At 51.4% G+C, this 22,903-nt stretch carries 14 protein-coding genes; 8 read left to right on the top strand and 6 right to left on the bottom strand.

The features are described from left to right. Positions 1-198: 198 nt before the first annotated feature. Positions 199-1,224, bottom strand: coding sequence for a rod shape-determining protein (gene mreB, locus K7P01_RS18065; protein WP_267295599.1), 1,026 nt, complete (start codon positions 1,222-1,224; stop codon positions 199-201). 115 nt (positions 1,225-1,339) lie between these two features. On the opposite strand from mreB, the gene K7P01_RS18060 reads away from it, so the two are divergent. Then, positions 1,340-2,746 carry a Gfo/Idh/MocA family protein gene (locus K7P01_RS18060; protein ID WP_267295597.1) on the top strand — a complete coding sequence of 469 codons (1,407 nt, stop codon included), beginning with the start codon at positions 1,340-1,342 and terminating at the stop codon, positions 2,744-2,746. Positions 2,747-2,759: 13 nt separating this feature from the next. Here the strand turns inward: K7P01_RS18060 and K7P01_RS18055 are convergent, their stop codons facing one another. Then, complete coding sequence (locus K7P01_RS18055; RefSeq protein WP_267295595.1) at positions 2,760-5,141, bottom strand: TonB-dependent receptor; 2,382 nt, start codon at positions 5,139-5,141, stop codon at positions 2,760-2,762. A gap of 112 nt (positions 5,142-5,253) precedes the next feature. On the opposite strand from K7P01_RS18055, the gene K7P01_RS18050 reads away from it, so the two are divergent. Next, on the top strand, positions 5,254-6,432 hold the full coding sequence (locus K7P01_RS18050) for an outer membrane protein assembly factor (protein ID WP_267295593.1): 1,179 nt from the start codon (positions 5,254-5,256) through the stop codon (positions 6,430-6,432). Between the two features lie 182 nt (positions 6,433-6,614). Continuing rightward, positions 6,615-7,106 (top strand): hypothetical protein, encoded by a 492-nt coding sequence (locus K7P01_RS18045; protein ID WP_267295591.1) that lies wholly within the window; start codon positions 6,615-6,617, stop codon positions 7,104-7,106. A gap of 193 nt (positions 7,107-7,299) precedes the next feature. On the opposite strand, the gene K7P01_RS18040 is transcribed toward K7P01_RS18045, so the two are convergent. Next, positions 7,300-7,887 (bottom strand): RNA polymerase sigma factor, encoded by a 588-nt coding sequence (locus K7P01_RS18040; RefSeq protein ID WP_254084785.1) that lies wholly within the window; start codon positions 7,885-7,887, stop codon positions 7,300-7,302. A gap of 1,217 nt (positions 7,888-9,104) precedes the next feature. Between K7P01_RS18040 and K7P01_RS18035 the strand changes: the two genes are divergently transcribed. Further along, the gene (locus K7P01_RS18035) at positions 9,105-9,365 is read left to right on the top strand and encodes a helix-turn-helix domain-containing protein (protein WP_267295588.1); all 261 of its coding nucleotides are present in this window, start codon (positions 9,105-9,107) and stop codon (positions 9,363-9,365) included. 180 nt (positions 9,366-9,545) lie between these two features. Here the strand turns inward: K7P01_RS18035 and K7P01_RS18030 are convergent, their stop codons facing one another. Then, positions 9,546-17,207, bottom strand: a complete 7,662-nt coding sequence (locus tag K7P01_RS18030) for a T9SS type A sorting domain-containing protein (RefSeq protein ID WP_267295586.1) — start codon at positions 17,205-17,207, stop codon at positions 9,546-9,548. A 387-nt stretch (positions 17,208-17,594) separates the two neighbouring features. Here K7P01_RS18030 and xseA point away from each other — a divergent pair, with 387 nt between their 5' ends. The 4 genes from xseA to K7P01_RS18010 all read left to right on the top strand — a co-directional run bounded on the left by xseA (position 17,595) and on the right by K7P01_RS18010 (position 20,619). Continuing rightward, a complete protein-coding gene (gene xseA, locus K7P01_RS18025; protein ID WP_267295584.1) occupies positions 17,595-19,034 on the top strand; it encodes an exodeoxyribonuclease VII large subunit in 1,440 nt (479 codons plus the stop codon). Then, on the top strand, positions 19,012-19,221 hold the full coding sequence (gene xseB, locus K7P01_RS18020; RefSeq protein ID WP_267295582.1) for an exodeoxyribonuclease VII small subunit: 210 nt from the start codon (positions 19,012-19,014) through the stop codon (positions 19,219-19,221). The genes xseA and xseB overlap by 23 nt, the downstream gene beginning before the upstream one ends. Before the next feature lie 159 nt (positions 19,222-19,380). Next, the gene (locus tag K7P01_RS18015; RefSeq protein ID WP_254084780.1) at positions 19,381-19,797 is read left to right on the top strand and encodes a DUF2541 family protein; all 417 of its coding nucleotides are present in this window, start codon (positions 19,381-19,383) and stop codon (positions 19,795-19,797) included. Between the two features lie 582 nt (positions 19,798-20,379). Then, on the top strand, positions 20,380-20,619 hold the full coding sequence (locus tag K7P01_RS18010) for a hypothetical protein (protein WP_254084779.1): 240 nt from the start codon (positions 20,380-20,382) through the stop codon (positions 20,617-20,619). Positions 20,620-21,636: 1,017 nt separating this feature from the next. On the opposite strand, the gene K7P01_RS18005 is transcribed toward K7P01_RS18010, so the two are convergent. Together K7P01_RS18005 and K7P01_RS18000 are read right to left on the bottom strand one after the other, a co-directional pair. Further along, positions 21,637-21,873: a hypothetical protein gene (locus K7P01_RS18005; RefSeq protein ID WP_267295579.1), complete on the bottom strand. Its 237-nt coding sequence runs from the start codon at positions 21,871-21,873 to the stop codon at positions 21,637-21,639. Between the two features lie 63 nt (positions 21,874-21,936). Beyond that, positions 21,937-22,767: a hypothetical protein gene (locus K7P01_RS18000; protein ID WP_267295577.1), complete on the bottom strand. Its 831-nt coding sequence runs from the start codon at positions 22,765-22,767 to the stop codon at positions 21,937-21,939. Positions 22,768-22,903 lie beyond the last annotated feature (136 nt).

Here is a 22,903-nt window from a genome sequence, read left to right as displayed (position 1 = left end):
CAAGGGGTCATACCCGTATCAAAGCCGTACTTACTCCATACCAAAGGCGTACTAAAGGCATGGATACAACTTAGTTGCAGGATAACTATGGCATAGATAAAGTCACCAAGGGCTGCTTTTGCTGGTCCAACGATGCTGAAACTATCCTGAAACAGTGCTTCATCTATCTTCAAACCGTGCCTTTGACCCCGGGGGTGACTACGCCACCAATACGCTTTGATACTTCTTGGGATCTTGTAATGCCTTTGCAATTCCTTTGCTCACAGAAAGCAACGCTTGCGGATCGATGTGCACAGGCAGCTTGATGCGTGACTCGAAACGCTCTTTGAGGCCGCGCAGGTAGGCGTTGCCGCCGGTGATGTTGATACCGTTTACATAAATATCAGCGGCAAGCTCAGGTGGGCAGGTTTCCAGAGTCTGGATGATGGCGTGCTCGATGGCCGCGACCGATTTCTCCAGAATATACACGACCTCGGCGTGGTCGACGCGGCGCACCACAGGGATGCCTTCCATCAGGTCTTTGCCCCGCACCATCATCGGTGCCGGCGCTTCCTTCAGGTCGTTTTGTACAGCGCCCACTTTGATCTTTACTTGCTCGGCGGTCTTCAAACCAATGGCCATATTGTAGGTGCGGCGGAAGTGATCCTGGATAGCTTCGTCAAACGTGTCGCCGGCGATCTTCACAGATTGGAACGCAGCAATACCCGACAGCGATATGATCACGATCTCGGTAATGCCACCGCCAATGTCAATCACCATCTTGCCTTCAGGCTCGCGAATGTCGAGGCCCAGGCCGAGGGCCGCTGCCAGGGGCTCGTATAACAAATAAGTATGGCGGGCATTAAACTGGCCCAGGGCGTCGCGCAGGGCGCGGCGTTCTACTTCGGTGGTTGAGTACGGTATTCCGGAGATGATATTTTCATAACCACTCAGGAACGAGGTGCCTCGGTTGGCTTGTTTGATCAGCTCGTGGATCATCCGGCTGGCCGAGTCGTAGTCGGCAATAACGCCGCCCTTGAGCGGTTTGATGGGACGAAGTTCTTCATGATTCTTCTCGAACATGCTATAAGCTTTGTCACCGACAGCCTTCACCGCGTTGTTATGCGCGTCGAAAACTATATAGGACGGCTGCGAAACCAGCAGATTGTCCTTGTCGCTTACTAATGTATTATTATTGCCTAAATCGATAGCCAGGCTTTTGTTCTTGAAGAGGTTGAAGTTCATGTTCACAAAAAAATTAGTCCGCTCGTACTTCTGATTATCCCTAAAAACACTATTGCGTGCATGGGGTATGGACAAATATCGTAACTTCCTCTACCCTACCAAATCCGAATGTTATATGAATCGATCAACCACACGCTCGAGAAGAGACTTTTTACAAAAAATGCTGAGCACCGCTGCACTGGCCGGTATCACACCGACAATCTGGAGCGAAACCCTACACGCTCACCAACTGCTGGACCCGCCCACGCCACAAGCCTATACCGCCAACAGCCGCGTCAACATTGCGGTGATCGGTATGGGCATCATGGGCTTTAGCAATGCCGAGACCAGCACCGCACTACCGGGCGTCCAACTGGTGGCCGCGTGCGACCTCTACACCGGCCGCCTGGATCGCGCCCGCGAGGTTTACGGCAAAGAGCTATTCACCACCCGCAACTACAAAGAGATACTCGACCGCAAAGACATCGATGCGGTCATCATCGCTACTTCCGACCACTGGCACGATCGCATCACCATCGAAGCCTTGAACAGAGGCAAACACGTGTACTGCGAAAAGCCCATGGTGCACAAGCTGGAGGAAGGCGCTGAGGTGATTGCCACCCAGAAAAAGACCGGCAAAGTATTGCAAGTAGGCAGCCAACGTGTCAGCTCGATCGTCACCCGCAAGGCACAAGAGCTCTTTGAAGCAAAAGCCATCGGCGACCTGGTGATGGTGGAGGCCTGGATGGACCGCCATTCCGCCAACGGCGCCTGGCAATACTCCATTCCCACCGATGCCAGCCCAACCACAGTCGACTGGGAGAGCTTTCTGGGCGACGCACCCCGCGTGCCGTTCGACCCGGTACGTTTCTTCCGCTGGCGCAACTACCGCGACTACGGCACCGGCGTAGCCGGCGACTTATTTGTACACCTGTTCTCCGCCCTGCATACCGTGACTAGCTCCGCCGGTCCCAACCGCATCTACGCTTCCGGCGGTCTACGCTACTGGAAAGATGGCCGCGATGCCCCTGATCTCATCCTGGGGGTATACGATTATCCGGAGACCGCCCAACATCCCGCCTTTAACCTACAGATGCGCGTCAACTTTGTCGATGGCAGCGAAGACGGCGAAGGCCTGCGCTTTATCGGCACAGACGGCGTTATGCACCTGGGCTGGGACAGTGTGAAAGTCGTACGGCATAAAATCTCTAAGGTACCTACCTATGGCGGCTGGGATTCATTTGAGACGTTTACCGCGGGGCAGCAGAAAGAATTCGAACAATGGTATAAGGTCAATCATCCCGCGTCGACGCCAGTCATTCAGGACTCCGACCTCGAGTTCCGGGCGCCGGAGAAATATAGCGCCAACATCGATCATCATCTGGCCTTCTATGCCGGGGTGCGTGAGGGAAAGCCTATAAAAGAAGATGCCCTGTTCAGCATGCGTGCTGCCGGGCCGGCCCTGGCCAGTAACAAAAGTGTCTTTGATAAAAAGATCATCTTATGGGACCCCGTCACCGCCAGGGAGGCTGTGACGAAGTAAACCACAGAAGCTATTAGAAGCTCTTGCGTACGGTTACGCCCCAGTTGCGCGGGTCGCCAAGGCGCGTCGCGCCAGTGTCATAGGCATAGGCAATGTATAGCTTGTCGCCGAGGTTGCGGCCCCAGAACATGATCTCAAAGGTAGATGCCGCTACGCCCACCCGGGCGTTGTACAGGCTATAATCCGCCTGACGGTTGCTATTGGCGAGGTCGAAATATTGCTCGCCCAGGTGCACAAGCTCACCGCGTACCACTGCGCGCAACGACTGCCACGCAGTAAGCGGATAGGTATACTGCGCGGCAAACATGCTGGTCGTGCGCGGGGTGTATAGCTGCTTATTGCGCTTGAAGTCGAAGGAATCAAAACCTCCTTCTTCATTACGCACGGCCAGGGTCAGGCGGTTGTATGACGCATCGGTATAACCGCTGGATGCGTCGATCTGCAGGCCACGCACGGGCGTGGCCGAGAGTTCGAGCTCTATGCCCTTACTTGTCAACTTGCCGGCATTGCGCGTCACGGCTACACCTTCGGGCAGGACCAGCGTCGAGACCTGAATGTCGTCTACGTTTGAATAGAACAACGCGAGGTTTACACGTAGCCTGTTTTCGAAGAAAATATTTTTAGCACCAATCTCCATGTTGTTGCTATACTCCGGCGCGTACTCAAACAGGCCCGGCTGAGTCGGGTCGCCCGTGAAGGCGGTCAGGCCGCCGGTGCGGAAGCCGCGGCTGTATACGGCATACACGCTGCTATTATCGTGTATATGATACGTGAGGCCCGCCTTTGGTGAAATGGCGTTGTAGGACATGCTGGCGGAAGTGTCGGGCTGAAAGACCGCCACTTCCGGGGCATCCAGCGAAGGCCGGTATTCGCCCAGTACCTGCTGCTCACGACGCTCGTGGTCATAGCGGATGCCCGCGGTAATGTCTAGAACACGGCTGATAGTATACGTGGCCTGCCCGTAGAAGGCGATGCCTTTGTTCTCACCGGTAGAGGACACGATAGATGCTGTATGGGGCTCGCCACCATAGAGGTACCCCATCTCTCCAAAGCGGGTAGCTTGTTTCACAGGGTTATCCTGGTAATAAAGATATGTGCCGGCCGTCCACGTAAGAGGCGACACCGAGGCTGCCGGCGATGAGAGCTTGAACTCCTGGGTATATACCTGCACGCGGTTCCAATCACGACCGTAGTTATTTTCAAGGGTCGCGATGTCGGCAGGCGAGAAGTCACCGTCGATGGGAGTTTTGTAATAACGGTAGTTGGCCTGATAGGTCGACACCGACTGGAAGCTGACGGCACGGCCGTGGTGCTGAGTGTTCAGCGAGCTGTTGAAGATGTTGTCTACCATCTCCGTCCGGGCGTTCTGATTCACTGTGTATGGATTTTCCAGAGCCTCTGCGGCCGAACCCCTGAGCGTGAACGGGCCATTGTTACGATGCGCGTGGTGCTTGACGTTGAGGGTAATAGACCAGTTGGGCCTGGCACGGTATGTCAGATAATAATTGCCGGTCAGGCTGTGCCGTTTGGCAAAGTCGGTATCGTCAAAGGTATTGGTATAAAAACCGTCGGCACGGTCGTACATGCCGGCTACGCCGAGGAATAGTTTATCTTTTACCAGCGGCGCGCGCACGGCCAGCGAATAACGTTGCTGGCCATAATCACCGAGACTGGCTTCGGCATAGCCGCCAAAGTCGTTTGAAGGCTGACGCGTCACGATGTTGACGACGCCGCCCAGGGCATTGCGTCCGTACAGGGTACCCTGCGGGCCGCGCAGTATTTCGATACGCTCCACATCGAATAGCGACGCCAGGTAGGTATCGAGACCGAACTGGTTTACCCCATCGATATAGGTGGCGACAGCTGGGTCGTAAGATGTGGTACCAATGCCCCGCAGGGAGGTCACGTTCCGGTTGTCGCCGGGGTTGGAAGAGTATAAGTTCGGAACAATGGCTGTGATATCCTGCGTATTCCATACGCGAAATTCTTCCAGCTTTTTGCCCGATAAGGCTGTGATACTATAAGGCACCCGCTGAAGGTCATCTTCCTGCTTCTGGGCCGTTACGACGACGTCCTCCAATATTACGGTGGCTTCCTGCAGGTCAATTACCAGTGCCTGGCTGGTGGGAGACACGGCAAATTTTTCCTCATGTGCAGCATAGCCTACTGCGGTGACAAATGCCACATAAGGGCCTGGCGCCAGCGATAAGGTGAATTCCCCCTGGGCATTGGTGACCGCGGTCAGGTTGGTGTTTAATACGCGCACATAGGCGCCTTCGATTGGTTCTTCTTGTTTTCCGAGCACTTTGCCGGTAATGCCTGTCTGTGCCTGGGCCGTCCATCCGGATACAAAGAACAGCAGGCATATAACGCCGATAACTCCGTGTTTGATCATGTCGATACGTTCAGTAAGGCGGTGAGGCCGTTCAAAATTTCCCGCAATATAGTCGGCTGGCATAATTGTTTCCTGTATAAAAGGCATAGGTAAACGTTTCACTCTATCGATCATGGCCGCCAAAGGCACCCTTCTTCTCATTTTTTTGATGGCGACCGTGCCCTGGAGCGCTCTTGCGCAGGCCAAGTCTTTAAAAAAGGACACGCCCGCACCTAAAAAAACAAGTGAGAACAACCAGCTGCTGATCGAAGAGGTGGTCGAAAAACTCGACGAAATAAACGAGAAAGCGGAAAAACTCTTCCGCATTCTCCCGGTGCCGTTCTATTCCTACACGTCCGAGGCAGGCAATATCGTTGGGCTTGCCAAGTTCAACCTCTTTCACCCCTCCGCCCACGACCGGTCCAAACCCTCGCGCCTGTCCGAACTGGTAACGATTTCCAGCAAAGGCCGCATCAATATCTTTGTTAGCAATGAGCTCCTGCTGCGGGAGAACCGATATATGATCCTGAGCTCCTTTAACTACCGACGCCAACTCGAATACCTGCAAGGCATTGGCAACGATGTTCTGAATAATAAAAAAGAACAGGTCTCGATTGACCGCGTTCGTTTTACCAGCACGCCGCTACGCCGTCTCCATAACAATCTCTATGCCGGACTGAGTATAGACATAGCGCGATATGCCATACGTGCCGACAGTGCCGGCTACTTACGCGAAGGGATCGTGACCGGTACCCACGGCGGTACCGATGTCGGCCTAGGCATCGCCGGCGCGCTCGACAGCCGCGACAACCGCTACAACGCACGACATGGAGCATATGTACTCACGACGTTGGTATTCTACCCAACATTCCTCGGAAGCACCTATGCGTTTCACCGGCTTGAGCTTGATGCACGCCGCTATTTTAATCCCTGGCGCAAACACGTTATTGCTGTACAGGCAACGACCTCTTACGTCGGCGGCAACCCACCGTTTTACAACCTCTCGCTACTGGGTGGCGAAGAGCGCATGCGCGGATACTATAAAGGCGCACTGCGCGACCGCGCGCTTGTCGACGCACAGGTAGAATATCGCATGCCGGTATGGAAAATCCTTGGTGTAGCCGGCTGGGTCGGCACGGGCCGCGTGGGTACGGGGTATGATGACCTGGCGCTCTCGGGCTTTCATCTTTCGTATGGCGGAGGCCTGCGCTTACGGGTCGATACACGCAACGACACCAACATGCGATTCGACATGGGCTTTGCATCCCACGGCATCCGCGGTTTTTACATTGCCTTTACCGAAGCGTTTTAAGGGCGCTATGCTCCCCATTCCGGGGAATCACCCACGCGCCCATCGCGTGCTGCACAATGAGGTGTGCCATTTGTCTACAGAAACAAACGGCATAGTTTTTTGAACCGGCTGCACTATAAACCTTATAATACAGCCTTCGGATACACCGGGGCAGACGCATATTTTCTCTAAATCAATGATCTATGAAAACGCACAGAACCATTCGTTTTTCCCTGTTGCTGGGACTTTCTCTGTTTACCGGCAGCTTGTTTGCACAAGGGCCCGCAAATCAACCTCCGACTAAAAAGCTCATAGAGAAGGTGCCGGGTGTCTGGAAAGTGACCCAGGTGAACGACGGGAAAAAGGAGATCACACAAACCGCAGATTCGACTGCTATTGAGTCGATCGAATTTACCCGCGAAGCGAAGTATATCATTCGCAATAGGACCCAACAGCTCGACTCGGGGCTGTATCGCCTGAACGAGCAACAAAACAGTCTCTACCTGGAAAGTACACTTGACAACAATACGCCACCAGTGGAATGGGGTATCAATGTTACCGGCAACACCCTGGTAATGACTGGCAAAGGCAGTGAAGGCGCAAAAAACTTTAAATACACGTTAACCCGCACGTCACACAAAGCGGGCAAGGAGAGAAGCACAACAAACAAACCGAAGGGGACTAAGAAGGGCTAGCATTTTTTGTTGCACAACCGGCATTTCCCCAAAATTCAATTTCGTGGAAACCTGGGGCATAAACGTAAAATACGTAACTTACAAATGCTTTTAGTGGTTGGATAGATTATTAGAAGCAACTCGACCACCTGGCTGCAACTGGGTGGTCTTTTTTTACCACCTGTTACTGCTATAACAACGCCTATGCTAGCGTCTACTGCCAGTAGATCAACAGCAATGCCAGATAGGCTATATGGCCCCGGAAACGCTCCCGTATTAACAACATGGCATCATACACGTGTTTTTTCACCGAGAAGGGCGTGATGTTGAGGCGCTCGGCAATCTCCTTGTGTGAAAGACCTTCCACCTTCGCCAGCCGGAATACTTCCTGCTGGCGTGGTGTAAGTGCATTTACGGCTCCATGCAACGTGTCTTTATATCTCTTTTCTTCATAGAGAATCTCGTCCGAGTTGATGTCGGGGGCGCCTCGGTCGAGCGTAAAAGTATATTCGCGCTGAGCTTGTGTTTCCGACGCAATGCGCTTAAGTAGTCGCAGCGCATGGTTGCGTGACCACATGGCCAGATAATGCTTCAGATTTTGTACATCCGTAAATTCTGTGCGGCGTGCCCACAAGGAAGTAAAAATCTCCTGGGCCACATCTTCGGCAAACTGTTTTGAGCCGACCTTCTTTCGGATGAAATGATAGATCACATCCCAATAGAGGTCATAGATCTGCCGGAAGGCTTCTTCATCTCCCTTCGCCATGCGGCGAAGCATCGCTTCATTGACATTGCTATGCATAGGTTCAGATCGCTTTACAAATGTTATTAACGTTATACCTCAAGATACTCTGTTTTCTGCAAATTCGTAAAAAAACTTACTTCCAGGTTTGCTTAAAGCACACTTAAAAATAATCCCTTTTTACTAAATTTTAATGCGGAATACGTAACTATTATTTAATTTTTTTTCTTAAAGAATTGTTACAAATACGCTTTCTTAAGCCAAAACACGGCCTTAACAGCCAAGTCATGTGCTGCTTAGGGCTTTCCGTGAAGGGTTTTGGGGATCTTTATGAAGATTGCAAAAAGTTTCGATATATCCAAAAACTTACCTCAGTAAATGGCCCTATTCCACCTGCTAACACACTGTTTCCACTAATATTATCCCACTACACGATCGAAACTTACGCTAACAATATACCTGAAAAATCAGGTATCGAATCCCTAAACACCGCAATTTTACTACTACTTCCAACTATTAAAATCATTATTTCTCTGCAATCGATCTATACTTCGCCGCGACGGCCTAAAAAGACTTATAACTGGTAATATCTATAGTACAGTATATTTTGCCATGGACCGGCACGCCGGCCATGACGAAGGCTTTCCACTCAACTGGCCAAGCCCCCCTCCTGTTATTACCCATGTTTCTTCACAACTCCCTTCACTCCCCTCTTTGCAGGAATCCCGTGCACCGGCATGGCGCAGAAAACGTAACTTTCCACACCGGGCACAGGATAGTGCTCCCGCAAGCACTTGCCGGATGCTGGTCGACACCAACATAAATAACATAGTATAGTATTTCCTATAGATATCAGGGCGCGCCGCCTGTATCATATATATCATAGAGTGCGCACAAACGTGCGTCGGAAAGAAGGGATCAATGCCAACAACATGGCGTGGAACTCATCTTATTGCCTGGAAGGTACTAGTAAGACCTGCGCAATAAGTGAGCCCACGCCAATATTTTATTGACGTGAGCATTTTCACCTATTGTCTCGCGCAATTGAAGTTACTAGTTTCCCAGACGAGACGCATAAGTGCGAATGCTCCGTAGATACTGCTATCGTAGTATTCGCAAATCTAATTCATTTGTGATGCTGTATACCTTATTATATCCTATTTTTCTCGAACCAAATATAGTGATTTACATTTATCGAGGTCCACTTAGACCTCGATAAATTTTAAAAAAACGAGGACTTTTAATAATCGTTTTAACCATAGTCTATATAATATACCATGAACGAAAAGGAAGAAGAGCGCATACGAGGTCTGTTTAGAGAAAATCTAAAAAAATTACGAGAAACCAAAGAGCTCTCATTACTCAACATCGCCCAAAACTCCGATCTCGATAACAGTAACTTCTCCAAGTATGAACGATCCCGAGACCCCCAGCTCATAACACTTTTTAAAATCGCCGAAGCACTCAAAATACATCCCCGAGAACTGCTCGACATCGGTATCGACTTTACCGAACCTAAGCCCGGTGCCAAAAAGTAAAAAGACGTTGTCGTCGTGATCATATATCAAATATCACACATCTGCCCCCTTTGTGTATACTATAAGTGGGCATAGATTATTCAATCAATCGGTATAATTTATGTTACTGAACAACACAAAATGAAAAAGGGTACCATACAGTGATACCCCCTTCTTATATCGCGTGAACGATCTGTAATACTATTTCACGACGACCTTTTTTGTCCCCTGAAAGTCTTCCGTCATGATCGTCACCACGTAAACACCCGGCTCCAGTATAAGGCCCAGTGTGTGCAAGTCCACATCGTCTTTGAAGTCCACCAATCCCGCATATACCCTGCGCCCTGCCACGTCAGCAATCGTCAGGTAAGCATTGCTTTCCACATCATCACCATTCGTATAGCGGATCCACACCGGCGTCACTGATACAGCCGGGTTAGGATATACCTGGAAGATGTGCATGCCACTGGCATTGTTCTCTACTTTCGATACGGCAGAATAGGCGGACGTTCCGTCAAAGTCGGTCTGCTTGAGTCTGTAATAGGATATTCCCCGCAACGGCGTATAGTCAACCGTGGCGTAGTGGAGCGCTTCCTGGCTATCGCCAGCACCCGGCACAAAGCCAATGGAATCAAACTTCAGGTCCGTGTCAGCACGCTCGATGGTGAAGAAAGCGTTGTTATGCTCGGTGGCCGTCGTCCACGTCAGGTCTACCTGCGCCGTGTTCAACACCGCCTTAAACGAGATGAGCTGAATGGGTAATACAGCATTCTGATACCCCAGCGCAAAATAAGTGGTCGCCGCAAGGGTAGTCACGCCGGAAGTAGCATATCCGCGTGGGTAAGCCGGTGAATATACACCCGAGCCACCCTCGTCCGTCCAGGGGCCGCCGGCGCTGGTGGCGCGAACGATCCGCACGTTACCGGGCGTGGCGATTGACTCATCCGCTGCACCGTTAGTATTAAAGCCTATCTCCACCGTTGGCGAGCCGATTGTACCGCCTGAGCGGTTGATCGAGAAATAACGTGCTTCCGACAACCGTTCGATGGTCACGGGGAATGTCCCTCCGGGCGGCGTATTCATCATCTCCACGCGCACCGTACCCGACGTGCCGACCGCGGTTTGCTGGATGATTACCGGCCGGTATACCGTGCCTTGTCCGACGGGAAACGTACGGCTCGCGCCCGCCGTGGTTGGAAATGCAATTGCCAACCGCCCGTCGATATACGACGTTACGCCATATCCCACTACGGGCTGTGTTGCTGTGTTGGTCAGGTTGATCTGGTTCGTACCAGTGGAGATCACGCCGCTGGCCAATGTCAGCAGGTTGTTGATCGCGAAGGTATTGCTCATGGTCAGCGTGCCACCGTTGGCGCGCGTAGCATTATAGAAGTTAGCAGACCCACTCATAGCTTGTCCGCCGGTACCGGCGAAGATCACATTGCTTGTATTATAGGTAAAAGTGCCCGTACTGTTCCAGTTCCCTGCTACTGACACAGTACCCGAGCCTGCGTCAAACGTAGCACCACTCGTGTTTCCAAAGTCACCTGAAACTGTCAGCGTACTGTTGTTAAGTCTGTATTGCGTACCGCCGTTGCTATTGTTAAAAGCGCCTCGCACCGTGACCGTACCTGTACCGGTAGTAAAGGAGCCCGTATTGCTCAACGCGCCACTGATGATGACAACGCCGGCACCGCTCGTCAGTGTACCGCTGTTGGTCAGCCCACCGCTAACCCGTAGCGCCCCAGTCGCCCCGGTAAAGGTTGCCGCGTTTATAAAGTTGCCGCGTACACCGACACTATCAGTACCTGCCGTGAAAGTCGCATTCGTGTTGTTGGTAAAGTCACCACCGATGCGCAGTCCTGCCGTACCGTTACCCGCCGTAAAGACGGCTGCCGCGCCGCTGTTAAGCAGGTGGCCGCCTACAACAATGGCTCCGTCGCCTGCGTTGAACACACTGTTATTGGTGAGGTCGCCGGTCGTGCTGACCAGCGTGATGGCACGGTTGGCCGCGTTGCTCACCGTACCGGCCGATATCGTCATATCGCCATTTAACGTCAGGTCTACGTTGGGCAGCACCTTCGTGCCAGCGCCCGTAAAGGCCAGGTTATTATACGTAGTCTGCGTGACCGGCAGGTTCATCGCTCCATTGTAGTCCACAGTACCGCCACCGGCTGCTACAAAAGTCGAGAAGTTGCCCGTGGGGAATGTCGACGACTGCAGCTGAATAGTACGAGCACCGATGCCGCTGGTGCTGACAGTACCGAGGTCGTGTCCTGTAGTATTACCCAGGTGGAGACGTCCGCGTACTTCCAATGTTGCCGGTCGCAGACCGCTACCAGTCACTGTCACGGTGTGCAGATTGTTGATGATCACAAAAGAGCCTGGCGGCGGACCAAGGTTCGTGCCCGGTGGGTCAATATCCCACACAGCGTCCGTTTCCCAGTTGCCCGTCGCAACGCTGGTATAGGTGGTCGGGTTGACGAAGGCTGTCGGCTCACCGGCAGTATAATCGCCGGCCGCATCGGTATTCGTAAAAGTAATAATACGTGTCGTGATGTTAGGATTACCCGCCGTTACACCGATGGTCCATGCACCGTCTATAAAACGCGCATCGCGGTAGTCAGCAGGCGTCCCGTTCTCATCTTCCAAAAGGTATGTGTATGTATGTGTCAGTGACGTCAGGTTGACGATCGTATGGCTCATGCTCCAGTAGTATGAGAGATACGACAACCCTGACCCCGTGGCACTCGGGGGTTTGCTGTTGACCGGCTTCAGGGTAACATTACCACCCGTAGTACCCGTTGTAAGCGTGTAAGTAGCCGGCGTATACTTGGTAGTGCCCGAGCCGATCGGAAATACAAAGGTAGCACCGCTGAGCGATCCTGCGAAGGCCTTGGTCACGCCGGCATCCGACAAACGGCCCGACGTGGCAATATATTTGGCAGACGTTGCCCCCACGATCGCTGTCAGGCTCGTGTTGGAGAGATACAGTCTGTACGACGCGATGTTTAGGATACCGTTCGACAGCGTCAGCGTACCGGTCACTTCCTGATCAGCCGTGAAGACAGCACCCGAAGCGTTCGTGAGGAAAATGCTGCCAAACTTACCGCTGCCGTTACCGGAAATCACCTGTTGAGCGTTACCGCCGAGCAAAATACGACCGGGGCCTGTGCTGGTATGCACCGACGCATTGTAAACGTTCGACATCGCCGTGATTGCGTTGGCGTTGCCGGCCAACGTACCCTGCACCAGCGACAACATGCCGTTCACGCGCAAGTTCGTGTTGGGCTGCAAGTCAACGATGCCTCCAGTGAATGTATTGCGTATGGTTAGGTTGCCGAAAGTGGTCACGTTGCCGCTGACACCGGTGAGTAACTGGTTGGCTGTAGAACCGTTCAGTGTCGTCGTCTGTGTCGCCACACCCGTCAAATAGCCACCCACAGTTGTATTGGCGTTGGTAAAGTTGCCTGCAACACTCACATCGAGCGTATTCGCATTAAAGACGTTGGTTGCCTCAATCGATAAAGAGCCCCGCAGGGTCAGCTCGTTAAAGTCTAACCGGGCTATGTTGTCGGTACCCGTGACCGTTACGTTGTATACCGGTATGGTCGAATTGATATCAATCGTTTGGGTGGAGGCATCTTTGCCTATCTCGATGGTACCGCCCGAAACAGTGTAGGAGGAAGGTTGTAAATAGAGTTCGGCAATCGTCGTACCGGCAAGGGCGCGCTCGATGGCCATCGAACCACCCGTCATGGTAAAGTTACTGCCCTGATTCAGGATTTCGAAGATACCACGTGTTGTCGTGGCCGCGCTGTTAATGCCGATGGCCACCGCCCCACCACTCTGGCTGTATTGCAATGCACCTTGTGAGCTGGCAAATGAGCGCCGTATTTGTGATTTTACATGGAGGGCGCCGCCCGCCACGGTAATAGTCGGCTGCCCGGTCGCAGCATATTCAATGGAGTTGTCGTTGTTGGTTGTACCAACGTTCACCGCACCAGCCAGCACGTCCAGCGTACCCGCCACAAGCATGTCGTGTCCATCATTACCCGTAAGCTGCATCGTGCCTCCGTTCGCCGAAAGGCGCGTTGCCGCGGGAATGGAAAAGTCTGCACCATTCGCAATGGTCACCGTCTGACCACTGGTAAGCCGGAACGTACCATATTCCAATACCAACGGCAGCAGCGTACCCGACAATGAGAAGGCAGAAGCATTCACCTCCAGCAACGTAGCCTGCGACGAGCCTTTAGAGACTGTCAGCACGTTGAAGTCCGTTGTTCCCCCCGTACCCGTAATCGTTGCGTTAGCAGAGCCGGTAAAGGTTGTATTACAGCTATAGCTACCTTTGGCCATATCGAACACACCGTTGTTCTGCAGGTTACGCGTAATGGTCAGCGTGTTGGTCACGGCCGCGCCCGAAGCAGCAACATCGAAAATTGCTCCTGTGCCGATGATGACGTTGTTATCCGTAGAGACCGTCTGTGCCGTACCATTTACAAACTGCAGATTGCCGGTGGTCACAAAAATATTACCGTTTACCGTAAGCAGACGGGCCGCGGCGGAATTCAGCCGTACCACACCAGTAGCGCTCACACCTTGCACAGTCATGTTGTTGTACATGCGCATATCCTGGTCGGGCATAATAATAAACTGTCCGGTGCCGGGCGTCAGGATCAGGTTTCGATACGATATCAAAGGCAGGTTCGTTGGTGCCAACGACGCTTTCGGAATAGTAAAGCTCGTCGAGCCGGTGGTATAATACTCCACGGTACCACCCGCCGAGCGGATGAAGTTACCGAAGTCCCCTGCAGGAAATTCCGCCGTCGCCGTGGCCGAAGAAATACGAAGCAAACCGCTGCCCGATATCTCGGCATTCTCCAGTCGGCCAAAGTTGTGGCCGGTAGATGTCCCGACGTCCAACGTACTACCCGTGTTGATCTCCAATCCCCCGGCAGCCTGATTATTATTCGTGATGGTGACAACGTGGTTGTTCGCAGCACCGTCGCCGATAAACACCTGGTCACCGGCACCGGGCACAGTCGTAGCGTCAGGGCCTGTGTGGCTTACGTTCGACCAGGGTGTCGTGCCTGCACCGGTATTATTATAGTCACCGTTGCGCTTACTATAAAAGATCTTTACCGTTCCAAAAGAAGCTGGCACACCGGCCGTGTAGTCGCCCGTGATATACCCAACATTTGTGAAGTAGATAATTTTGTTCGTCTCGTCCACCTGCGTGAGGTTGTTAATCACCGTCCAGGCCGTGTTGTTGTAGCGCGCGGGAACATAGCTTACATCGTCACCGACAGGCACCACATCTGAGTCAACATAGTAGTAGGTATGCGATGCCGACACCGTACCGGTAAATCCTTCACCCACTACTTTCCAATAATAGGTCAGGTTGTTGGTGTTTGACGCCACTACAAACTGATGTCGCGACGTTACCGGCCGGGCCGTAATGGTACCATAAGTCGTCGGTACCGACGTCAGCTGAATCGTGGCCGGTGTATAGTCCGGTCCCGAGCCGAAAGCAAAGGTAAAGGCCGATAAGTTGGAGTATGTTTTTTTAACACCACGGTCAGACTGCAGTCCTAACGTGCGAATCATCTTGACATTACTAAAACCATTGCCCGTTGTTGTAATCGCCGTCGCCGACGTAGACGTCAGTGACAACAGATAATGTGCTATATCAAAAATACTATTGCCTGTACCCGCGAGTGTCAGGACACCGGCAATGGTTAAGTCGGCTGTCGCCGATGCACCCGGTGAAGAAGTGTTGTTGAGGACAACGTTTCCAAACACACCGCTACCGTTACCGGTGATCGTTTGGGTTGACGAACCGCTCAGCGTGATACTCCCAGTACCTGTATGGGTCGCCGAGTTATTCACCGAACCATAGGCCAGAATCGTTTTACCACCGTCGTTTAATACCCCCCCCGTCAGCGACAGTGTCTGACTCACGGTAAAGCTGGTAACACTACCACTCAGAGTCAACGTACCTGCCGGCTTGGCGACCGTCATGTTGTACAGCCCCGACGTAATGGTACCACTGTTCGAGAAAGCCTGCGCCCCCGAACCATTAAAGATCGTTGTATTTGTACCGGGAGTATAGGTTGCGTTCGTGCCGATGGTAAAGCCTCCGCCCAGTGTAACGTTCAGGTTATTGGCCAGAAATACAAACGCGTTCGTACCGTTGATCGTAAGGTTATTGAGCACCACCAACGGTTGCGCCGTGGTGACAGTATTCCCCACGCTTCCGATACCGTTTAGCCGCACGGTAGTAGGCGTACCGCCCGTGCGGGAGATGTTCAGGTTCCAAAAAGGTGCCACGGACGCGATATCAAAAAATGCCGCCGAACCCGACAAAATAGCATTGAAGGTACCCCCGGTAACATTGTAGTTGGCCGCATTACACCCAATGTGAATGCCACCATTGGAGGCATCACCGGCCGTTCCGCCCACTTCGGGATTGCTGACGTTGATCACGCCACCCGACATGATAAATACCTGATCGGGAAAGGGCAACGAAAAGCGGGCATACCGCGCATCAGAACTGGATGTACCACTGGCATTGAAGGTACCACCCGACATAATAAAGGTACCGCGGTGCGTTGTCGCGGTAGTGGAAGGCCTGAATTTCTCCGTCGTAAACGTACCCCCTTCAATAATATACTGTCCTTCTTCACGAATTACTGCGCCTTGCCCACCGATCGAAGTGAAGCTACCCGCCGTAATTCGGAACTTGCCGTAAATAACCAACGCAGCGCCATTCGTATTTACAGTCGCGCCGTCCACCCACAACATCGGGCTAACGGATGTCGCCCCCACGTCATAGTTGGCGGAGCCCGAGCCCCACACCCGTGGAATATTGATGTTCGCACCTAGACGCAACGTGCCCGTGGTAAGGGTGATCAGCTGCCCGTTGGAATAAAAATTCAGGTTGGCCGTATTGGTCGACGTAACCGACAGGGTGTTGGTCGAGTTAAGACCTTTGTTAACAGTCAGTGTATAGAAATTTGTTACACCGTTACAGGCCAGCGTATTGTCGGTCGCACCGGTAAACGTCATCGTCGCAGCACCGTTTGTAGAGGCCGCATACTGCGTACCGTTGCTGAGGTTAACCGTACCGTTGTTGGTCATGCTGCCGGAGAAGTTCAACTGGTGAACAATGTTGAAGAGACCGGTATTAAAGACGGTATTGGCGCCAAACGTAGCGTTACCGCTCAGGAACACCCGAATTAGGTTCGTTGCCTGATTGCCCAGCGTAACCGTTAGCGTGCCCGCTCCGGTGGCCCGTGTCGTCAGATTTCCGTAGATGCGCAGCAAATAAGCAGCCGCGTTGGACACCGTCATGATGTTGCCTGCACCGGTTGTGTTCGTAAAGATCAGGTTGGGATAGTTGATCGATACCGGCAGCACACCGGTAAAATCGTAGTATTCTACCGTAGCACCTGCCGCATAGCTATTTTGAAAGTTGTTGGTTGTCACCGTGGGGAAATATCCCGATTTGATTTTTAATGTACCCGCGCCGGAAAGCGTTGCCACCGGTGCGCCCAGGGTGAACGTGGAAAGATCGAGCGTGCCACCGTTTTGAATATTGATGCGCAGTCCCGTTTCTACAACGTCACCGGTTAGTGTCACCGTATAGCCGTTCAGGATCGTGACCAGATCGCTGCTGGCAGGTACGGCACTTCCCACCAGCGTTACTCCGCTAGGGTCCGTCGTCCAGGTGTTGGGATCATTCCAATTACCACTACTACCACCGTTGACATACGTGTAGAAGTTCGTGGCAGAAGCAGAAGATACGGCCGAAGAAAATGCTAGAACCGCACAAAGAATCAAGAGAGGATACTTGCTCATGGTGATTTGATCGTGAGCCTCTTAGACGCGCATTTCAGGGGAGAGAATGGAAAAGGTTGTAAAGAGGGTTCCTCAATATTACGCAATAATCTATCCGGTTTTGCCGGTATCCGGTGAAAAAATGTAATCTTATCTCGCAAAGACGCAATACGTAGTTCTACCCATTTTAAATGGTTTTTTTTGACACTTTATCGTATTTATAGGTCCTTTCACGCACTATTTCCAAATATCGGTGGATTTTTCATGCTCTACTTTTCGTCGAATTCATCCTGAATTAAACTCAGTTTCCCATCTAAGGAATATTAAACTTATTTTGGGAATAAAAAATGCCCCATCGCGCGCCTGGCAGCCCTACGCACCATTCCGCGTAAGTCATACCTTTGTTTTATGGAGTCTCCTTCACCGCTACGACTTTCAGTATTATCCGCGCGTATCAGCGACACCTTGCGTGCTGCATTTCAGAACCTCTCGTTTTGGGTTGTTGCCGACGTGACAAGCCATTCCTTTAAAGCCTCTTCGAACTATCATTACTTTGAGCTGGTAGAAAAAGACCGCGAATCCAATCATTTACTCGCGAAATTTTCGGCAAAGGCCTGGGGCCCGGGTGCTCGCCAGATCGAACAGTTTGAGCAAACCACCGGGCAGCGCTTCACAAACAATATCCACGTGCTGGTAAACGTCACCGTAGAGTATCACGCTACGTACGGCCTACAGCTTCAGGTAAATGCAATCGACCCCGGCTTTACCATGGGACAAATTGAGCAGCAGCGTCTGGCCACACTCCGGCGCCTGGTGGCCGAGAACCCGAGCTTTATCCAACAAGCCGGTGATACCTATATCACCCGTAATAACCGTCTTGGCTTAAAGCCCGTACTCCAAACCCTCGCCGTGATCTCGGCCCGGAATTCTGCAGGCCTGCAAGACTTCCGCCATTCGTTGGAAGACAACGCCTTCGGATATACCTTCCGCATAGACGAGTATCTAACCGGTGTACAAGGGGAAGCCAACGCAACTTCCATACGCGACACGCTGGCCGCCATTTTTCTGTCCGGCATTGCCTACGATGCCGTCATCATTACACGCGGCGGCGGCTCGCAGACCGACTTGTTGATGTTTGATCACTACCTGGTGGGGCAGGCCATCGCCAAGTTTCCTATACCCATCATTACCGGCATTGGTCACCATCGAAATACCTCCATTGCCGATTTGATGGCGCACTCCCCTACTCGTACCCCCACCAAGGCAGCCGAGTTCATCGTCGCACACAACCGGGCGTTTGAAGAGTCGCTTTTGTCACTGCGACAGATCATTGTTATCCGCGCGCAACAACTATTCGCGGGACAGCAGCAGGCATTAACCAGCTTGCAGCGAGAAATCTCGTATAGCAGTCAGCAAGTGCTCGACGCGCACAAGGAGGCGGTGCAGGCACTCCGCAGCCAAACAGTTCACCATGCCCAACGGATAGTGTATGCCCAGCATGTAGCAGTAGCCGGATTGGCTGCGCAGGTCTCGGCTCGTTTACAGGGTGCAGTAGCACGGCACGGCCAGTCGCTGGAACACCTGGCCAGTACCGCCCGAGTCGCCGCCACGACCTATATGCGCAACCAGCAACGGCACCTGCAACACCTCACGACCTTTATGAAATTAATGTCCCCGGCCAGCACCTTGCAGCGCGGCTTTGCGTTGGTCCGGCATCAGGGCCGCCTGACTGGCGACACCAGCGCTATACAACCCGGCGATAGGCTGGAAATACTTTTGAAAGATGATATTCTGAAAACAACCGTAACCGACAAAATACCCCACGATGGAGCTAACAATGACCTATGAAGAAGCTTACCGCGAGCTGGAACAAATCGCGCAGGAGATCGAACATGAAACGGTATCAGTAGATGTACTGGCCGAAAAAGTAAAGCGTGCATCCGACCTTATTACCCTGTGCCAGAAGCGGCTCAAAGCCACCGAAAGCGAGGTTAACAAGATCATCGCACGCATGGAGAAAAATACCGAGAGCTAGGCGTCCACGCGTATAATACTATAGCCACACCCTGCCCCCGAATATCCCCATTTTTCACGGCTCCAACAGCATTACTGACGATGCCATCCGTTGTTCGGGTGGCATACTTTTTTTATAGTAATCACAAAAAACAACTGTTAAAACAAAACAAAAACCACAATGAAAAAGTCAGCAGTAATACTCGTCGTGCTATTTATGGCACTCGTGAATTTTACCTTTGCTCAATCCCCCGGTGTAGTAACCAGCGCCAAGCCCGGATGGCACAAGATCGGTGAGGTAAAGGCCAGCTTTAAAATGGAGAATGAATCGATCGTTGTCATTGGCAACGACAAGTTCAAGTCCTTGAAGCTGAAAGTAACCGACGCCCCCATCAATATCGAGAACGTACGGGTGTTCTATGAAAACGGTGCGTCGGAGGAAATTTCTGTGCGTAGCGAGCTGAAGAGCGGCGCAGAGACCCGCGTAATCGACCTCGACCACGCCGCGGAAGATATTAAAAAGGTAGAGTTTACTTATAAGACCCTGCCAAACCGTAAAGACGAAAAAGCTCACATAGAATTGTACGGTCTGAAATAATTTTCAGCAAACGTTCTCATAAAAAGCAGGTGGCACGCGTGCCACCTGCTTTTTTTTATATAAACGGTACCGCATCGGCGCTGCGCGTACTGTATAGGGAACGGGAATTTCCCCATTACCAAATCCTTGTTAGGTCCAACGGCGTGGGCAGGTTGCCGCCGTCTGGCCACGCCGTAAGGCGGTGGCTATATGGGGGAGATACGTGTATAGTTAGTCAGGACGACCTTCCGGCGGCCAATCCCTATGCTCCGCGCCGCGTGTATATAACAGAAGCACTGTATGTTAAGAGTACATCTGATGGGTTCCATACCTTGCATTATGCGTGTGTTATCACACTTATCAACGGGATCTGTATTACTATAATTGGCCGACATACTATACCTGGGGAAGGTCGGATCGATCGTGATATGTACCCATACCTACATCGCCGCGCATACCTTAATCATGGTGATAAAGGCAGCTCACCGTATAAAATTGCACTGTATCTGATGAACGGTGTTCCATTTTAAATTATATTGTGTATACTTGTAACAAATTTATAGGCAAGTGCCTATAAACAGTAGTAAAAAAACAATTATAAAGATGGCAAAGAAAAAAACTCCGGAAAACCATGGTAAGTTGATTACCAAAAAAGAATTGGCCGATATCAAAAGGCTGGTGAAGGAAGGTACTCCTTCTGTCTCGATCGCCAAGAAAGTGGGCCGTACGCTTGGTTCGCTGCGGAAAATCGCTTTTGACAACACCATTTCTCTGCGTGTGAAGAAAGCTGCCAAGAAAACGGCAAAGAAAGCTGTTAAGAAAACAGCCAAAAAAGCAAAGTAATAGTTATACGCAATAGTAATTTCCCCGGTGAGCATGGTCTATACCTGTTACCGGGGATTTTTTTTACCCTATATTTTTACTTTTTCTGTTGTTTGAGGAACTATTACCTTAATTTCACCCCTCCTATTGCTGAAACAGTCTCTGTCACGCTCCACCAATCCTAACGCAGCAGGTCTCACAGAACATTACAGAGCAACAATACTACCAGGCATAATGTAATGAGCGTGGATATAGCACACGTTACCAAAAACAAGATGACATGTTTACGCTTACGCCTCAGTTCTGCTAGGCGAAACTTTGACAATAGATCGTTGATAATTTCCATGACTCGATTTGCTGTTTATCTAAACATACAGCATCTTATTTTGTTTAAAAGCAGTATAACGTAATACTCGTTATTACATAATGTAAAAAATCGTCACGCCGCTGGCGCGGCGGACAGTGAGGCCCACGCCCCACAATACGCGATATTCTTTGCACATAATACCTGAAAAAGCAGGTATATTCAGCGATCCTTTGGCACGGTATCGGCCCCACGCGAGTGTATATAATGGGATAATTCTATAGACGCAACACAAAACCTCATCGATATTGCGGGGATACAAAAGCTGCAGGCCCCGCCCCCTACTAAGTCCGCTACTATTTGTATTGTGACTACCTCATTAAAAAAGACGAGCCCTCTGTCAACACACCCCATGAGCACATTGAACGGGGATGACGAAGGTAATTTTTTGGTTTTTAGCCGAAAGGCAAGTCAAAAAGAACTCTGAACTCCGGGAAAACCCCGAAAATACAACTCTTTATACTAATATGGCCTGCTCCGAATACCTTACGGTATATGGCCGGCGACCGTCTCACATAACCAGGCTAAGATCGAAGAGCTGTCGGTGGTCCCCCTCCCGCCAGCATTATTGGCCGGCCACTCGACAACAGTAATCGAAGGGCGTATACGCTATAATAATAACAGGTGCCTACCGGTATTGAATCGTTTATATCCTGTGAACAAGTGATTTGGGTCTATTCGGGAATGATCATGACACCCATTCCTTTATGCTGTTTGTTGGGAAGTTTCTGAACCTTTAGAAACAGACGTGCATCAGGATTGCTTTCCAGAAACTGACTATCGTGCAATGTCCAGGTATATTCTGCATCAGGCAGGTCCTGGGCGTGAAGAGTGTCACCAACGGCAATGTCTGCAATTGCCGTGCGGTCCATCTCGAATAGCATCATATTGCTTTTGATCTCGTAAGTCATACGCGGGGAGCATTTAGAGAGTCGCTAACAGATCCCCGTAAAAAATTATACCATCCTGACAGTTTATGACTTAAACCACCGCAGAAGTCTACCGAACCAACCTTTCGGAACCGGCCTCTGGTCGTTTCTCATATCCGTTACCTCCTCATTAAAAAGACGGGCCGGTTTTGTCGGTACGGACGCCTTCACACGTTGTTGGTAATACTGTGTACGACGTTCTTTTTCCTGACGTGCAAGCTCCTGTCGGTTCTCTTCCGCCTCGCGTGCTTCACGCTCCCGTTGTGCCGCCACCGGATTTTTTCGAGGGCGCTCCCCTTCACGGTTCCGCGGCTGCCTTCGGCCACTACCACGATCCTCTCGTATCGACTGGCGTCGATCTTTTTGTACTGGCGACTCCAGTTTTTCTGTACCCGCTTCCCCTTCCTGCTTTTCTGAAACTTCTTTCTTTTTTGGCTGGGGCAATTCGATCTTACCTAAGATTCGTAATCCACTCAATTCTACTTTGGGTGCTTTGATCAACGTGGGGCTCTCGTCCGCCGACACACCTGCTTCAGGCGTTGTATCCACCCCTGCTTGCTGCTCCGCCGATTCGGATATGACTACCTGATCTACAGCTTGTTCCGTCATGGATAGTGAGGCTTCCTGCACGGGCTTTTGCGCGATGATATCGGTCTGTTCCTCTGGCTTTGTCACGATACCTTCTTCTATAGCATGCTCTTCCGCTAACGTTACCGTTGACAGCGCTTTACCATAGTGTTGCAAGACCGATGTTAACTGCTCATCCGTCAACCGCGTATTAATACCTTCTTCTATCTGAATATTCTTACTGGCAAGTAACGCCGTAACTTCTGCAGGGCTTACTGAAAGCTTTCTGGCCAATTGTCCGAGCCTCATGGGCAAATCATTTTTTGCCCGCAAATATAAGCGCTGGCAATGATACTACCACCCCCCGGATCAATGCGCGAAACAGTGTCACCACGACACGTTATCATACCTATCAGCACTGTCTTGTAGAGCAGATTCCTCCAAA

Source organism: Parachryseolinea silvisoli, assembly GCF_021190955.1.
GTDB lineage: Bacteria > Bacteroidota > Bacteroidia > Cytophagales > Cyclobacteriaceae > Ohtaekwangia > Ohtaekwangia silvisoli.
The sequence above is the reverse complement of the archived record's forward strand: the minus strand, read 5'-3'. Positions and strand labels throughout refer to the sequence as shown.

Excerpts from the sequence above, each read along its gene's own strand:
- mreB (WP_267295599.1), bottom strand. The coding sequence starts at position 1,224 with ATGAACTTCAACCTCTTCAAGAACAAAAGCCTGGCTATCGATTTAGGC.
- K7P01_RS18060 (WP_267295597.1), top strand. The coding sequence starts at position 1,340 with ATGAATCGATCAACCACACGCTCGAGAAGAGACTTTTTACAAAAAATG.
- K7P01_RS18055 (WP_267295595.1), bottom strand. The coding sequence starts at position 5,141 with ATGATCAAACACGGAGTTATCGGCGTTATATGCCTGCTGTTCTTTGTA.
- K7P01_RS18050 (WP_267295593.1), top strand. The coding sequence starts at position 5,254 with ATGGCCGCCAAAGGCACCCTTCTTCTCATTTTTTTGATGGCGACCGTG.
- K7P01_RS18045 (WP_267295591.1), top strand. The coding sequence starts at position 6,615 with ATGAAAACGCACAGAACCATTCGTTTTTCCCTGTTGCTGGGACTTTCT.
- K7P01_RS18040 (WP_254084785.1), bottom strand. The coding sequence starts at position 7,887 with ATGCATAGCAATGTCAATGAAGCGATGCTTCGCCGCATGGCGAAGGGA.
- K7P01_RS18035 (WP_267295588.1), top strand. The coding sequence starts at position 9,105 with ATGAACGAAAAGGAAGAAGAGCGCATACGAGGTCTGTTTAGAGAAAAT.
- K7P01_RS18030 (WP_267295586.1), bottom strand. The coding sequence starts at position 17,207 with ATGAGCAAGTATCCTCTCTTGATTCTTTGTGCGGTTCTAGCATTTTCT.
- xseA (WP_267295584.1), top strand. The coding sequence starts at position 17,595 with ATGGAGTCTCCTTCACCGCTACGACTTTCAGTATTATCCGCGCGTATC.
- xseB (WP_267295582.1), top strand. The coding sequence starts at position 19,012 with ATGGAGCTAACAATGACCTATGAAGAAGCTTACCGCGAGCTGGAACAA.
- K7P01_RS18015 (WP_254084780.1), top strand. The coding sequence starts at position 19,381 with ATGAAAAAGTCAGCAGTAATACTCGTCGTGCTATTTATGGCACTCGTG.
- K7P01_RS18010 (WP_254084779.1), top strand. The coding sequence starts at position 20,380 with ATGGCAAAGAAAAAAACTCCGGAAAACCATGGTAAGTTGATTACCAAA.
- K7P01_RS18005 (WP_267295579.1), bottom strand. The coding sequence starts at position 21,873 with ATGACTTACGAGATCAAAAGCAATATGATGCTATTCGAGATGGACCGC.
- K7P01_RS18000 (WP_267295577.1), bottom strand. The coding sequence starts at position 22,767 with ATGAGGCTCGGACAATTGGCCAGAAAGCTTTCAGTAAGCCCTGCAGAA.